The sequence below is a fragment of the Ensifer adhaerens genome (genome assembly GCF_020035535.1).
Lineage (GTDB): Bacteria > Pseudomonadota > Alphaproteobacteria > Rhizobiales > Rhizobiaceae > Ensifer.
In genome coordinates, this window is the sequence record NZ_CP083349.1 from 3,057,806 (window position 1) to 3,072,493 (window position 14,688).

Annotated in this window: 17 protein-coding genes; all 17 read right to left on the reverse strand. The window is 60.2% G+C overall.

Going from position 1 to position 14,688, the window contains the following annotated elements:
- Nucleotides 1–291: a hypothetical protein gene (locus tag LAC81_RS15045; protein ID WP_223725447.1), complete on the reverse strand. Its 291-nt coding sequence runs from the start codon at nt 289–291 to the stop codon at nt 1–3.
- A 13-nt stretch (nt 292–304) separates the two neighbouring features.
- Nucleotides 305–2,398: a hypothetical protein gene (locus tag LAC81_RS15050; RefSeq protein ID WP_223725448.1), complete on the reverse strand. Its 2,094-nt coding sequence runs from the start codon at nt 2,396–2,398 to the stop codon at nt 305–307.
- 76 nt (nt 2,399–2,474) lie between these two features.
- Nucleotides 2,475–3,830 carry a glycine-rich domain-containing protein gene (locus tag LAC81_RS15055; protein ID WP_223725449.1) on the reverse strand — a complete coding sequence of 452 codons (1,356 nt, stop codon included), beginning with the start codon at nt 3,828–3,830 and terminating at the stop codon, nt 2,475–2,477.
- A 17-nt stretch (nt 3,831–3,847) separates the two neighbouring features.
- Nucleotides 3,848–4,630 (reverse strand): putative phage tail protein, encoded by a 783-nt coding sequence (locus LAC81_RS15060; protein WP_223725450.1) that lies wholly within the window; start codon nt 4,628–4,630, stop codon nt 3,848–3,850.
- Nucleotides 4,620–5,702, reverse strand: coding sequence for a baseplate J/gp47 family protein (locus LAC81_RS15065; RefSeq protein WP_223725451.1), 1,083 nt, complete (start codon nt 5,700–5,702; stop codon nt 4,620–4,622). Before LAC81_RS15065 ends, LAC81_RS15060 begins: the two co-directional genes overlap by 11 nt.
- A gap of 26 nt (nt 5,703–5,728) precedes the next feature.
- Complete coding sequence (locus LAC81_RS15070; protein WP_223725452.1) at nt 5,729–6,265, reverse strand: phage GP46 family protein; 537 nt, start codon at nt 6,263–6,265, stop codon at nt 5,729–5,731.
- 3 nt (nt 6,266–6,268) lie between these two features.
- Nucleotides 6,269–6,754, reverse strand: coding sequence for a hypothetical protein (locus LAC81_RS15075; RefSeq protein ID WP_223725453.1), 486 nt, complete (start codon nt 6,752–6,754; stop codon nt 6,269–6,271).
- Nucleotides 6,751–7,815 (reverse strand): phage baseplate assembly protein, encoded by a 1,065-nt coding sequence (locus LAC81_RS15080; RefSeq protein ID WP_223725454.1) that lies wholly within the window; start codon nt 7,813–7,815, stop codon nt 6,751–6,753. The genes LAC81_RS15075 and LAC81_RS15080 overlap by 4 nt, the downstream gene beginning before the upstream one ends.
- 1 nt (nt 7,816) lies before the next feature.
- A complete protein-coding gene (locus LAC81_RS15085) occupies nt 7,817–8,899 on the reverse strand; it encodes a DNA circularization N-terminal domain-containing protein (RefSeq protein ID WP_223725455.1) in 1,083 nt (360 codons plus the stop codon).
- Between the two features lie 9 nt (nt 8,900–8,908).
- Nucleotides 8,909–10,684: a phage tail tape measure protein gene (locus LAC81_RS15090; protein WP_223725456.1), complete on the reverse strand. Its 1,776-nt coding sequence runs from the start codon at nt 10,682–10,684 to the stop codon at nt 8,909–8,911.
- A 58-nt stretch (nt 10,685–10,742) separates the two neighbouring features.
- Entirely contained in the window at nt 10,743–11,117 is a 375-nt protein-coding gene (locus LAC81_RS15095) for a hypothetical protein (protein WP_223725457.1), read from the reverse strand.
- 5 nt (nt 11,118–11,122) lie between these two features.
- Nucleotides 11,123–11,497 carry a phage tail tube protein gene (locus tag LAC81_RS15100; protein ID WP_223725458.1) on the reverse strand — a complete coding sequence of 125 codons (375 nt, stop codon included), beginning with the start codon at nt 11,495–11,497 and terminating at the stop codon, nt 11,123–11,125.
- A gap of 27 nt (nt 11,498–11,524) precedes the next feature.
- Nucleotides 11,525–13,003: a hypothetical protein gene (locus LAC81_RS15105; RefSeq protein ID WP_223725459.1), complete on the reverse strand. Its 1,479-nt coding sequence runs from the start codon at nt 13,001–13,003 to the stop codon at nt 11,525–11,527.
- A complete protein-coding gene (locus LAC81_RS15110; protein WP_223725460.1) occupies nt 12,993–13,160 on the reverse strand; it encodes a hypothetical protein in 168 nt (55 codons plus the stop codon). Before LAC81_RS15110 ends, LAC81_RS15105 begins: the two co-directional genes overlap by 11 nt.
- Before the next feature lie 33 nt (nt 13,161–13,193).
- Nucleotides 13,194–13,919, reverse strand: coding sequence for a hypothetical protein (locus LAC81_RS15115; protein ID WP_223725461.1), 726 nt, complete (start codon nt 13,917–13,919; stop codon nt 13,194–13,196).
- Nucleotides 13,920–13,921: 2 nt separating this feature from the next.
- Nucleotides 13,922–14,341 carry a hypothetical protein gene (locus LAC81_RS15120; RefSeq protein WP_223725462.1) on the reverse strand — a complete coding sequence of 140 codons (420 nt, stop codon included), beginning with the start codon at nt 14,339–14,341 and terminating at the stop codon, nt 13,922–13,924.
- A 2-nt stretch (nt 14,342–14,343) separates the two neighbouring features.
- Nucleotides 14,344–14,679: a DUF2190 family protein gene (locus LAC81_RS15125; RefSeq protein WP_223725463.1), complete on the reverse strand. Its 336-nt coding sequence runs from the start codon at nt 14,677–14,679 to the stop codon at nt 14,344–14,346.
- Nucleotides 14,680–14,688: the final 9 nt, after the last annotated feature.

Below are 14,688 nucleotides of genomic sequence, written 5' to 3' on the forward strand. Positions count from 1 at the left end.
CTATGCGCTTGGCGAAAACTCGCGGGTGAAGGCGTCGGGCTTGATCATTACCGGCTCCGCATTATCGCCAACAACGATCCAATCGTTGGGGCAGACGGTGGCAACGCCTTCCTTAGTGGAAATGTTGCCGTGATAGTGCATCGGCTTTCCGCACTGCGCGCAAGGCCACTCGCCGACAATCGCTGGGTTTCTGAACGGCAAAACTTCAACGCCACCTGGCGTTTCGTCGCCGACTTTAAACCAAGGCAGCGCATCAAAGACGCTGCTAGCTTTGTTTTGAAATTTCGCCATTGTCTTCCGTCCTTTAGAGGTTCTTAACGGCAACTTCGGCCGTAACTTGTAACGTGAGAGCGGCAGCTCCGGCGACCACGACGCGGAGTTCGCCGGAGATCTGCGAAGAAGACGTTGCAGTGACCATCAGACTATCCCACTGCAAGTTTGCGTCGAAAGCAATTCTGACGGCCTGAAACTGCACGTCCTTGACATCCGGCGTGAACGGCAGGCCGTGATTGAACGTAAACGTCTTCCGCCCTGTCGAAGCCACGTCAACCGCAGTCCCCAACGCGATCTTATTGTATGTTACTAAACCGAGAACATCGCGAACGCCGGTTCCAGTGCCGCTATCGACAAGGGCAGTTGTGACGGATAGCGCTTCCCCGCCAAGGATCTTGGCGGCAGTTACCCCGCCATCAACTCGAAAGCATGTCGTTGAGTTTCTGCCGATGCACCCAATAAGTTGCGTTCCGTCCGCATCCCATCCAGCCGACACATCCGCAATCAAGCGGTAATCGATATCGCAATCCCACATGAGATTACCCTGGTGGATCATGTTCGGCGCCGACGCCCTATGCCCTTCGGCCATACCTTTGCCTTGGGAATTAATAAGCCGGGCGCCCTTGCCGATTGTACGGAAGCAAACGGTTTCTGCATTGCGCCCATTACCAAGGACGCGGCAATTATCGACGATAGTCGGGTTGACGCTTTCGGCAAAATCAAGCGCGTATTGCGCCCGAATACCCACACGGGCGCCGGTAAACACATCAGTGTACTCGACATCGTTGTCGTTGACCCGCCAGCCGCCTCGCACGTCAATGCCCGATTGTGGCGAAAGGAAATCATTGCCGCCGTCGCCGCAATTGATAATTCGGACCCTTTCGATGACGTTGCCCTTCGAGAGAGTGGCAAAGTCTTTTGCGTCGAAACCATCCGCCTTGCAGCCGCTGATCGTCATGTCATGAACGTGGCAGTTCTTGAACCCGAGAGGCAAGCCATCGCCGCCTTCATAGGCAGCGCCGTAATAGGCTGAGTTGTAGATCCAACCTCCGCCCAATTCGACGTCTTCAGAACCAGTGAACGCGATAAAGCCCGCCGGGTGATCCTTATCGCCGGTGGCCGGTGTCTGGTTCGACCCGTTCATATCGATCTGCCATCCATTCCCAATCACCCGGGAATTGCGCACAGAGATAGCCGGGATAGGCACGCCAATACCGGACATGCTCAAATTGAACTGGCCTACCTGGATGGCGTGACAGTTTTCGCCGTTGCCAACCTTGAGCACCACACCTTGCCCGAGACGGAGTGTGATGTTGTCGTAAGGGATCCAGATCGCACGGCGGTTCGCCCACCAATTCGCATCGCTTTCGCTAAGCCCCGGATAGCTTGCAGATGGATAAGGATTGGTGTTCCCGAGAAGATAGGTGCCTGGTCGGTCAACCCGAACCTCGCCGCCGCCTCTCATGTGCTGCACTAAGATAGCGGCGTTGAATGCTGAAGAGTTGATGGCCGCCGCTGCACTTGTGGCCGCACCAAGCATCTCAGCAAAGATCACTGGCTCGTCGATCACCCAATAGCCGCCGTTCGTGCCATCCGTAGACTCATCAGGCATGAACCGATCAGTCGAGCGGAAATAGGACAGAGCCGGATAGGACCCGAGATTAGCAAGACTTTCGCGCCGGTAGTTGGCGCCACCGTTGCGGTTTGCCGTCGCATAGAACTGGGTACGCAGGCGCTTGTTCCTGGCCGCGATCGTCGCGCCTTGTGCGGTCGACACGTCAGCGAAGATGGCCCCAACCTGAATGTTGTCCTGAGCCGCGCCCTTGTCGTCGAGGTCCGCAAGGTTCTGAGGCTTCTGCATTGCGCCTTCGATCCGTGCGTCGTCGCCGGCTGCAACCGTACCCGTGCCCGTTCCGACGTCACCGGGTTGAAGCGCCGTCTCGGCCAGACTTCCTTGCTCGAGCGAAGCCGCACCGATGTTGGACCTTATCACGGATTTATCTTCATCCGAGAAATCCTGCGACGCATCAGAGCGCAGAAGGCCCAGCCCACCAAGCGCATCGACGAGCAAACTACGGTCGCCTCCGGGATATGCAAGATAATTGGTGAGAGGATTTTCTGACATCAGTTTCCGCCTTGGCGAGCTGTCGGAAGACGCTCGTCTATGTGTTCAACCAGAGAATTTTTGTTGGCGCAGAAGTTCAATATTCGATGACGACAAGCCCATTTGCGCCTGGTGCACCGGCATAAGACCCGGCCGACCCGCCATTGCCGCCGCCCCCAGGGAAGAGACCGGGGGCACCGACGCCTCCAATCGAGATCGTCGGCGACCCAGAGCCCATTCCCGCACTTCCACCTATGCCCGCCGCCGGCGTCGTCCCGACAAGGAATCCGATACCGGCGCTCGCTCCAGAGACAGAAAATGGCCCGGAGCCAGTGCCGCCGACTCCGGCTTGGCTCGTCTGGAGAGCGTTGTTCCCGGCGTAGCCTCTTCCGCCGCCCGTCGCGCTGATAAGGCCACCGAATGACGACGACCCACCATTCTGCCCATCCGTCGGCGTGGAGGCTCCACCCGCCCCCCCACTGCCGACCGTGACGGCGATAACCTGACCTGGAGTAACCTCGACGATACCTTCGGCATAGCCAGCGCCGCCGCCACCGCTGCCAGCGCCATTGGCGCCGAATGATCCACCCGCTCCACCGCCGCCGCCCCATACGCGCGCCTTGACGCGGTACACGTCGGCAGGAACAGTGAAGCTTCCGGACGCCGTAAACTGCTGGGTATTGCGGGCGGGAATGTTGGCCGGCGAGAAATTTGCGATCTGGAATTTTGCGCCATCGTAGACCAGCAGCGCGTCCTGTCCTGCAACCAGATCGTTAGCCCTGGTCGGGGCACCGTTGGCTCTCGCTATACTCTTTACGCCCGCTCCGAAGTTCGCCGTCGAAGCGCCGGTAACCGCATTGGCAACCTTGATGCTGTAAACGCTTCCCTGCTTGTACTCGCTTACAGCAGGAACAACGGATGCAACGATCGCGTTGGCACTGCCAGTGTCTGTCCCGACATGAACGAGCGTCTGCTCAGCAGGCAATGCATCGAGCAGCTGGAAAAACTCGCCATCATAAGAGAAGGCGACCAGATCGCCGTCAGACCATTCTCCCCCGGCAAGCGCGCCGCCGCCTCGCCGGACAATACCAACAACTGACAGCCCCGCTACCCGCAGCGTTGCAGGTCCAGTTGGAGCCAGGGACGCCAGCACAATCAGCGGCATGCCGACGATGTCAGAGTAAGATGACGGCGCAGGATTGAGAGTGACGACAATCGCGTTCGCAGTACCCGTTGCTTCTGCGAAGTTCATTTTCTGGCTCTGAATAGCCTTCGCCAGCTGCAGCAGATCCGCCGGCGCGAACCCGGATTGGCTGATGACATCGACGATTTCCCGCTGCGGATCTTCGATTGCCGCCGCTGGAGGCACGGACCCCCTGATCGCAGCCGCCGTATTTCGGTCGACGTAGGGCGCGTCCGCATCAGTGGAGCCAAAAGGCGCATGATATTTCATTGGTGTTCCTCAAAGCTTTAGATTGCACCGGATATCAGGTAGCGACCGTCACCATCGGTGAGGCGGTTGCCTTGCCCATCGATCAGGTATGCGAAGAAGGACAGCACCGGCGTTGTCCATGCCGGCGAGATGCGATTCAGGATGCAGAGCAAACGCTCCCCATCGCCGATATCGAACAAGGGATCGACGCTAAGTTCGCTTTCCCCGACGCGGAAATAATCGATGGCCAGATCAAAAACGCGCGCGATCCAGAAGGATTCCTGACGGATATCACCAAGGGTGTGTTCTCCGCCGCATTCCGAAAAGCCGCATTCAAACATAGCCGGCTCCTCGATCGAGATCGAAAAGCCATAGGAGCTCGCAATCCGGATGATGTCGCCAGGCGTGACCGTCGCCTGACTGAGGACTTTGGCTTCCAGCGCGCGAAGCCGTTCGGATCGTGTCGACGGCCCCTCAATGCACGTATCCGGAAGCCCGTACTCCGCCTCCCATTCCGGCAATAGATCAAATACACCACCACTCACGGTCGCTTCGCGCCAAAGCTGAAAGGCCCGGGCGTAGAGCCATTCGAATGAGTCGATCAGCACGCGAGTAAAGCGGGCGAGATTGCTATTCAGGCTCACCGCCTGACCGTCTGGCGATCCCCACGCCGCCCCCTGTGGCCAGAGCGATATCGCCGCCGAGACGAGATCATCGTTACTTGGCATTGACAGGCTGTCTTGGGGAGCAGGAACGGAGACCGGCTGAAGCCCGATCGAAGCAAGCGTCGTCACCGTGTTAAGAGCCGGGTCACGCGCCATAGGTCACGACCCCCAGAACCGGAAACTGCCCATCCGTGAGGACGATGTCGCCCGATGGAGCAAGCAGCGTATGCCGGTCTTCACCCGTGGTCTGGGAAATCGTCTCAGAAATCCACGACCGCGACAGGACGAACACGTTTGCCGGAATGCCAGGCCTGCACCGATCACGAAACATTGCCGTCAGGTTTTCGGAAATACGCGCCCGCAGCTCCTCCGTATCCACGGAAAGCCCGGATATGGTGATATCGACCGGTCGTGCGATCGGGGCCTGGGCAACGCTGTCGTCAACCCTGATCAGCCTTTGTGCATCGATCGCCGCCTGCACTGCATCGACGTCAGCAGGCAACGGGATCAGATTGGGGCGACCTTCGAAGAGAAAGAAGACGACAACGAAACCCGGTGACTGCGTATCCCGATAGGCCCAGGCTTTCGCGACTCCAGACACGGATAGTGCAATGCGTTCGTAATCAGTCAGCGTGCCACCACCTGGCGGGTTGCGCTTGCGCTGAAGTCCTCGCGTTCGCAGCGATTCATCGCTTTCGATGTCTGCACCACCGCCAATACCGCCAGCCGCCACAGCCCATTGCGTATCGAGATCGGGCCACAAACCAGGATCGGCAAGTGTCATTGCGCCGTCCGCATCACGATTGGCAGACGCTGCAAACTCGAGCGACGTCACCGCCAGACTTAGCTGTCCCCCGGCCGCCGCTGTCGCCGGCGCCGTCGAAACATAGGTGTTTCGACCAGACACAAAACGGATACCGGCGGGGTAGACGGTGCCCGCAAGCCCCAGTCCTTCAATCACACCAGACGCCGATGCCGCCGGCCGGCGATAGATACCGACATCTGATGCATGCAGAGCAAGATACGGACCGCTCGCGGTCGACAGAAACAACTGTCGCGCCAGCCAGCCCATCCGCAGTTCGAATTCGTGACTGATGCCCGCCAGCACCTTTCCGGTCACCGTCACGAAGTTGTTTGCCAGTGCCGAATCCGTGCCCGGCAGGTATTGTCGAAAGGCGCCACGAACGCGCGCAGAGGTCTCGCCGAGAGAGCGGATCGTCCAGGCCATGAAAATTCCTCGAATGAAGATGGGCGTCAGCGCGCCAAAGGACTGACGACGCCGTCGAGCTGCCGCCACATGATGTCGAACTTGCGCTCGTAGACGCGCGCACCATCCCGCCCGTAGAGAGAGGCGGTGTAGTCGACGCGGCTCGCTGTTCTATCAACCGAAACCTCGACCCCGACCGAGGCGACCGCACCCTGGTCGATGAGCGGCTGCAGCGCCTCGCGAACATAGTCTTCGACCACAGTCTCGATACCGTCGAAGATGCCACGACGGCGCAGAAGCCACAGGCGGGAGCCAAGCGGCTGCTCGTCATTCATCAGGTCGAAACTGTCACCGATCCAGCCGCGGTTGTCCTCACCATCCCGAAGCTCGCTAGCCTCGACGCGTCGATCAGTCTGAAGGTGGATGAGTACCTGCGTCGCCAGCCCCTGTTCGGCCCGCAGATCTCCGGGCGCTTCCGCGTGATCGAGAGGGTTGACGGCCAGATCTCCGGCCACGCCATCCCAGAGCAGGTCCGGCGAACGATACGGCTCTTGCTGTTCTTGGATGGGGACAATTCTGACCATGGATCACCCGCCCGCCGGTACAGAGGTCTGCGAGCCGCCCGGGGATACGCCGCCATGTCTATGCGTTTTATCCACCGGCACACCATCGTTCCAGATTCCGCCGCCGTACACCTTCAGGCCTTCGTCATCGATAACCACCGATACTCCACCCTTCCTGATCGTGAAGGACGATCCCGCAAGATCAAACGTGACCCCGTCGCCCATGACAAACTTGATGATGTTGCCGCTAGAATCGTAAAGCGCCGTGCCGCCCTGCGGCAAATCTTCCGGACGGCTGCCGGGGTTTTCGCCACCGATCAGAAAAGCCAGGTCTGGATTTTCCGGCATTGGAAACAACAAGCCCTTCGCGCCCTTGACGGGCATCGAGGCAAAGCCATGTGGCTCAATGCGATGAATAGAGGTCCATGCGTCTCCGAAGGCGCCCCGGCCGGAAGCAAACTGCTGTCCGCCACGCTCTTCAAGACGGCCATCGAATTCGAACCGCCTCATTCGTCCTCATACTCCGCTTCGATAATGCCCGGGGCTGCATAACCCGCCGAAGTCTTGCCGCGCGGGTTTTCACCGCCGAGCGCCCGAGGGTCTGCAAGCGACAGCGTCGCCCATGTCCGCTCACCCTGACTGAAGACCACACTCTTGATGATCATCTGCCCCTCGATCCCAAGCCAGTCGTCTTCAACCTGAATAAGCCAGTTCGGCGACCAGAGCTTGCCGCCATCGTCGCGCCAGCCGGTGACAAGAAGTGAGGCGGTTACACTGTTGCCGGCCGCGCGACGCGCTTGCCAGATCGCACGCTGACGCATCGCGTCAACAATGGCTTCGCCCTCGTAAGGCAGGATGAGCACGCGCTTGCGTGTCACGCCACTGTCCGTCACCTTCGTTTGCGGACGCAGTTGCTGCTTTTCGACGCCGGCACTTTGCTGACCGCGAACTCGGATTTCCGAGTATCGCCCCGCTTCCGTCAAGGAAGCACTGGAGCCAGGAAGGATGTTGACGCCGCGCTTCAGCGTCCCCGCATGGACGCCCTCCGGTTTCGTGGCGATCTTTAGCCGCCCCTTCGCGGTATCATAGATCAGCGCCCCACGGCCACGCGCTCTCCGCTCGATCGACGAGAATGCACTCTCCCCAAGCTGCAGTTTATGCCGAGGCTCAGGAGAAAACGCCGCTCCATCCGTCTCAATGCCAACCCCGTAGCTATCCAGCTCCTTGGCAATAGCAACGAGGTCCTTGTTCAGGATCTCCCCGCCATCATGAACGGCAGAGGCTTCGATCAGATCTATGGTTTTGGACACAAACGAGCAGGACAGACTGCGGTCTACTTCCCCATAGGACGAATTGACGTCGCGAACGAAACCCGTCAGCAACAGATCGCCGCTGGCGCGAATGGTTGTCGGAAGCCCCGGAACGACAGGAAGACCGCGCCCGACCAGAACGAAATCGCCGCTTGCCGTTCGGGATGCCTCTTCTGCCGAGACGTTGATCTCGATCGATTTCAGCGGTGGCAATCCATCGACGCTGACCTTCTCCAGTGGTCCTGAACTCGATGGGCGCATGTCAACTCTCCAGCGCGTCGAAAGCGATCGGCATCAGCATAGGCGTTCCGGATCTCGCTATGTCGACGACATCACCCGCACGATCCGCGCTGCCATAGAGGCGATAGGCCAGCACCGTCGAAGGCAGAGAGACACCAGTCTCCACCCTCACGACCGGCACGGCGTCGGCCGCCTGGTCAGATACGATCCGAACGGCAACTTCGACGAGCTGGGCAACAAACTGGTAAAGGTCGACCGCAATGGCGCCTTTCTCCGAAACCACCGCAAGGGCTGCCTCGCCGACAGATCTGATGCGGTTACGCGCAGCGCGCGCCTGCGGCCTTGTCACCCACGCGACACGTGGTGCTGCAATGCATAGACCTTGAGCAAGCAGGATACTCGCGGCATCAACCGTCGTCTGGTCACCGCCTTCGGGCAAGCGCAAGGTATCGAAGCCGGAAGGGTCGACGACGCTCTCCCCAACGATCCGCATGACGTCCATCGTTTCGCGGGCAAAACCAACGGTGCCAAGTTTGACGGCCGCCGCAATCTTCTGGCCGAGCGAAACGTTATCAAGATCATCAGTGACCAGCACCGAAACGGCCGACGTAAGCCAATCGGCAACAAAAGGAATGTCGGCAGATGCCGGGAAGATCGAGGCAAACACATCCGCCGCCGACCCAAGACGAGAGGCGACAACTGCACTCAGGTCACCGACACCAAGCACGCCGCCAGGCTGATTGGACAAAGGTATGACAGTGAAGTCGAAGGCGATATAGCCGCGCCGGTCACGCACTCGGCTCCTTCGGAAACCCTCGATATAGGCTAGCTGTCCAGCATCAATCGGCAGCACAAGCCGGCCAGGACCGGCAGCCAGACAGGCAGACGTAAGGCTCCGCGAGGCGCTGTCGCTGTCGTCACCAATCAGATAGGCCGTGACATCATAGGATGCAGTCGCAAGCCCCATCTCTTCGAGATAGGTGTATCGACCGCCGGCATACTCGTGCCGTGCGATCCGCTTTCCAGCGGAGAAGTCTTCCGCGTCGACCCAGAAGTCGACACCGCGGAAGCTCGCCTTGCGCAGCCGCACGGCCCAATCCTTCATGACAGTATCCTATTTGAAACTACCAGCCGGTCGCCCGGCGGAAGGCGGCATGCTGCGCCCCGTATCCGCATTCACTGCCGGCCGCTGACCGGGATTGGCGTAACTGCCCACCGCACTCATCTTCGAGGCCGCACTGGCGAGATCGCGCGCCGCATTGGCGATGGCAGCACCCACATCGTAGCCGGCAACCTTGAAGAAGGCCGCAGACTCCTCGATCGCCTTGCCGGCTTCCTTGCCGCCATCCGCGACGGCTGCCCCCGCCTCCTCCCCCTGACGCTTGAAGCCGAGGTCGATTTTCAAGGCAGCCTTGAAGTCTTCCTTACTCGGAACCGTGACCAGGTCGGAAAGCCCGAGGCCCGGCGCACTCGTCGGAGCGAACCCAGCTGGGATTGCATTCACCTTAGCGGCAACGGGGGTGCCCCGGCTGTGCCGGCCGACCGAAGGGTTATTAGCCTCGCGCTCGTACCGGCCCCTCTGATATTCTGCGATGGCGTCCTTGTTGCTGTAGCCGCCCTTGATCGCCATCTGCATTTTTTCGTCGTCGGAACTGGTCAGGCCCCACTTCGTCCGGTTCCAGAAACCGTTGACGCCGTTCTTCTCCAGCCCGGCATTCACCGCGGAATGATAGTCAAGTCTATCCGACATCCCGTTCAATGCTGCCGTGGCATCTGGCGCAATAGCGCTGCCGAACGAAGTCTTCAGACGCTCCCAGCTATTCGACATCTGGTCGATCGACGATTGCGTATCCGTCATCACGCGCTGCACGTCTCGCCACACAGCACCGTCGACTTCCGCTGAGTTCATCAGCTTCAAAAACCGCTCAAAGCTGTCCGTGCTGGTCATCAGCGACTGCATGCCAAGCCGGAATTCCTGGTCGGAGAACAACAACGGCAACTTGGAAAGGTCACCTTTGATTGCCTCCTTCGAGATCCGCACGAAGGCCGCCACGGCATCTTCACCGGCTTTTCGGGCCTCAGTCATCTCCTTGCGAAGGTTGATACCGAAGTCCTTGAACTTGTTTGCGGTCTCTTCGGAATACATCTTGCCGAAGATGTTCTGCGCCTGCGTCGCCGCCGAAGAAGCGTCGCCAGTATCCTCGCGGATGGTTTGCAGCATGGCGACCAGCTTTTTCAGGCCATCCTCACCCTCGTAACCCAGCGTCGCAAAGCTGTTTGCAAGGCCGGGAATGTATTGGGCCATATCCTTCAATTCGAACTGACCGGCCTTGCCGCCGACGACCATGACGTCGAAAGCCCGCTGCAGTTGCGCCGTCTCGATCTTCAGAGCGTCGGCAGCCTTCAGACCGGTATTGGCTATGTCCGCAGTCGCGGCACCCGACGCTTGCGCCGTCGCCAAAACGGACGGAAGAAAAGCCATTGCCTCTTCCAGAGATTTGCCGGACGAAACCAGCGTGTCGAGCGCCTCGATCGCGGGAGCAACGCTGTCGAACTTCAGATCCTTCGACACCTTTTGCGCCAAGGCGAAAGCGTCCGCCGTCTGCTTCGACGATGCGTCGGCCGTGATCCCGATCCGCGTCATTTGCCGCTCAAGTGCTGCGAAATCCGTCAGCGCAACCTTCGCCCCGTAGGCGATCGCTGCCGGCGCAGCATACCGAGCAATGGTCGCATACATCGCGGAGGTGGATCGCGCGAAGACGCCCTGCTGCCGGTTGAAGGCAGCAGCACGTTTGTTGATGCCATCCAGCTTGTCCGCGACGGACTTGTGCGCACTACCCGTCTTGTCGACGGCCGTGTACTTCAGTCGTGCTTCGATTTCGCGGTTCATGATCTACTCTTGAAAGCCAGAGCGCGACGAGACCACCAGGCGATCTCGCCGATTGTCATTAGCTGGACGCGGGCGGCGTCCCATCCGAGCCGGAAGACAAGGGTGTCGGCGACGCCGGCGAGGTTGTCGAGGCCACCCGCTTGGAGAAAAAACCGATGATCTCGTTTTGCAGATCGAGAGCGTCGCATGCTTCCAGCTGCGTGATGCAGCTGTAATCCGGGGAGCGCAAAAGCCGCTGCACATACTTGTCGACGACCGAGTGGTAGACGACAACCATGAAACCGCCAGCCCCGTTAGGCTGCCTTTCGGCAGGCTCTCCGAGGCCGTCGATGAAGATGTCCTGATAGACAGGGGCACGAAGCACAAGCTTGTCGAACGGCTCATGTCCGGGCACCTCGTACCTTTTCGAGAGAGGAACGGTCTTGTCTGCCATGGAGATCAGCCGCCCGTACGACGATAGGTGTCACCGACAATCGTCAGGCCGCTCACCTCGCCATTGATGCGGTTGTTTTCCGATTCCCCGGAAAAGAACGCGTCGATGAAGTGGTGCGTCACACCAGTCATCTCTTCCGTGATGACGATGTTCTGACGCGGCGCCTCCATCAGTGCGGCCAGATCAATGCCACTATCCTTGAAGGTCACGTTCGCACGCGGCGCGGTCGGGGTGCCGACACGATCGGTCGAACCATCCTGGTTGGTCACCGCCTCGATCGACTGGCGACCCGCCAGAACCGAGAAGGTGCCCCGCAACGAAAGCGGCACGCCGCCCGAAAGGCGAACCTGCATACGGCCGCCGAAATCCTTGCCTGCCATGGCTTATTTCTCCAGAGGTAAAAAGTGTCAGATTTCCGCGTAGACGCGAGCGAGGCCTGCGAAGATGTCGAGCGGGTTGGCCCGGTCCATCGGCAGGACGATATCAACGCGGCTGGGATTGTCCGCGTTGCGCACGACCGTGATCTGGTCGAGAGCATCCTGCCCCGCCTCGAGAACGCCGCGCCGCGAAAGCTGGATCGTTGAGTTCACCAGGTTGGCGCGGATGTCGTTCGGCCTGACCAGCGTCGGAAGGTTGGCCGGATTGTCGTCGACGATGGCCTTGTTCGAAAACTCATAGGCCAACTGCGCGCGATAGAACTTCAAGGCGTAGGTCGTCTGATAGATCGCCTGGATGTCGCGCAGCGCCGTATCCGGCACGCCGTTCGTCGTCTGCTGCTGCGTCACCGCCTTGTCGATCGTGACGTTGCCGGAAACATCGACCTTCCACGTTGAAACGCCGTTCGTCACCAGGCTGTTGCGCGTCGCGTAATCGGGCCAGTAGTCACGGTCGCGCGGCGCGATCATATCGACAAGCACCAGGCCAGACTGGTTTGCCGAGACCCGGCCATCCGAACCGCCATCGAGATACGATGCAATGGCGCCGACATAGGCCGACACGAACTCGTAGTCCGGCCGCGCCATGGTCACCAGCACCGGGATCAGCGAAACATGCCAGCTGTCCTTCGCGAGCGCCGAGGTGACGATCTCGCTCACCGTGCCGCTCTTCGGATAAAACACATGGCCATAGAGCTGCTGCAGGTACGACCAGCGGCCCTGTGCATTGTCGTGAAACGTGTCGAGCCGCGTCCGGTTCGTATCGTCACCAAAGGCCGAGACGACGATCTCAAAGGGATTGTCGCCCATGCCCGCCAGAACCGCCGAGACATCCGGCGTTCCGGCGCCGGCGGTCGAAGTGGCAAAGGTCAGAACGCCCTTGAAGGCGTTGATGCCCTCAAGCATCGGCAAGTAGATGTCGATGCCGGACGCATAGGCGCCCTTGTGTCGAGCCGTCAGGGTGACAACGTTTGTGGCAACCGTGGCCGTGAACGGCAGCGAGATTTTCGTGACCGGGTTGATGTAGGCGTTGATGGCTGCAGCGATTGCCGACGCAACGGCATTGGCCGTATCGCCTGCCGCGATGCTGATCGAGACATCCTCACCCGCAATCGTCACCACACCCTGACCGCCTGCAGCAGGAACCACACCGACCGTGATCGTGCGCACTTCTGCGGTCGCACCTTCCTCGACACGACCAAGCCAGATTTCCTGCGCATTGGCATTGCGCCGCATGCGGATGAACATCGCTTCCAGCATGGAACCACGCCCTGCGAGGTAACGCGCCTGCTCGACACTCGCGCAGAGCGCGACGCCACCGGCAGCCAGAGCACCGGCTGCCAGGCCGAAGCCAAGAAGGATCGCCCGGTTCTCGGAGGAAAACTGCCCGCCGCTTTCGACATCGAAGGCAAGCAGGGGCGCGACAACGCCGCTCGGAATTTTAGTCGTCATTGGCATCGTCCTTCTTCTTCGCTGGCTTGGCAGCTATGAGATCGCCGTCTTTGACCATCCGGCGGTGAAACTGGGAAAGTTCGTCGATCGGCCGACCATCTTCGGGCCAGCCGCCGGGGATCGCGCGGCCGGGCGCCGCTACGTATTTCGTCGACATGAAATGCCTCCGCAAAAATGATGGGTGGAAAAATCAGGAGGAAAGGCTTGAGACGCCGACCGTTAGGTCTACGCGCTCTGTCACATGCGCTGTCCCGGCAATCTCCTGCAGAGCCTCCGGGCTCTCCGCCAGGAAGTAGGCGCCGAGCTGCTGCAGCTTGAGCTTCGCGTAGCTGCCATCCGGCAAGGTTGCCGCGACGCTGCGAATGGGCTCCGGCAATCCGCCATCCTCGCAATAGGTGTCTGGCGCGATCTCGATCGTATAGCGCAGCGTCATGCGCTGAAACCGCAGACCGAGATCCGGTACGGAAAAAGGCATCTCTTCAAGATTGACCACCCGCCGCACCAACCGGCGCCAGGCGACGCCCTTCTCGCTGAATTCCAGAAGGTAGCGAATGCGCGAGCAAAGCGCGGCCAACACGAGGCGCGCGGTCGGGTCGGTCCCGGCCATGGCGTCGGCAAATTCACCCTGATTGTCTTCCGCGACCACAGCCAATTCGACGACGATGTCGATTACCGCCTGCTGTTCGACATCGGAAAAATCCGTCAACTCACCGCGCGAGGTAATCCGGGCATCGTTGCCATGAACCGCAATGACTGGTGTAAAGTCCCGATCCCGGTCGATATCCTGCACCGGGATCTCGCGGCTGTCATAGACGAGATTTCCGGCCACGGTCGGAAACGCTTCCGTTCCCGCGATCGCCGCAGTCGGGCAGAGAATTTCCACGATCAGCAGCCGAAGCGCCTCAGGTGCCAACATGATCAGGGTTCCTCGTCGACCACGATCTGCGGCTTGGCGAGAGCCACGACCGCAAGCACGGTTCCAAGCCCATCAGGGTCGAAACTCGAAATGGAGTACCACGCATCATCCTCGTGCCGACGCATGAGGAAACCAGCTTTCAGCGCTTTCCCGTCGATGAGACGGATGGAAGCCTGGGCCTGCAGCGCACGGTGCATGATCCGCCGACCATCCGCCGAAGGTTGCGCCCGCCGGTCGGATTCCATCATCGTGTTCTCGAAGAACACGGCCGACGTCTCCCATGCGGCCGGATCGGCAAGCGCCACGGCCGGTGCGGCATTCACGCTACCGCCCCCGACCGGATAGATCGTGACGGCCTTGCCGTGCACCCGCTCGACGGTCTGGCGGCTCACCGCCGCCAGCCGATCAAACACATTACCCATCGTCAGACCGTCGTCGCGCCGAGCTTGACCGCAACGGTATCGGACGGGTTGGCCGCAGCTTCGACGGCGGTACCGAGAAGCGTGTTGCCCGAAGCCGTCTTGTTCACCACCTTGGCCGCGTTATCCCAATAGACCTTGTCGCCGATTGCGATTGCCAAGGCAGAAGTCTTGGGCATGCGGAAAACGCCGTTGGTCTGAAGCGCGAAGGTCACGCCCTCGGCCGCCGTGGACGAGGCCACACCGACGAGAGATCCAACGACGACCGCGGCGCCCGAGACGACACCACCGGCCGGCGCGGGGATGTCGATCGCATCCCCTGGCTGAATGAAGTTTTTCATAGTCCACAT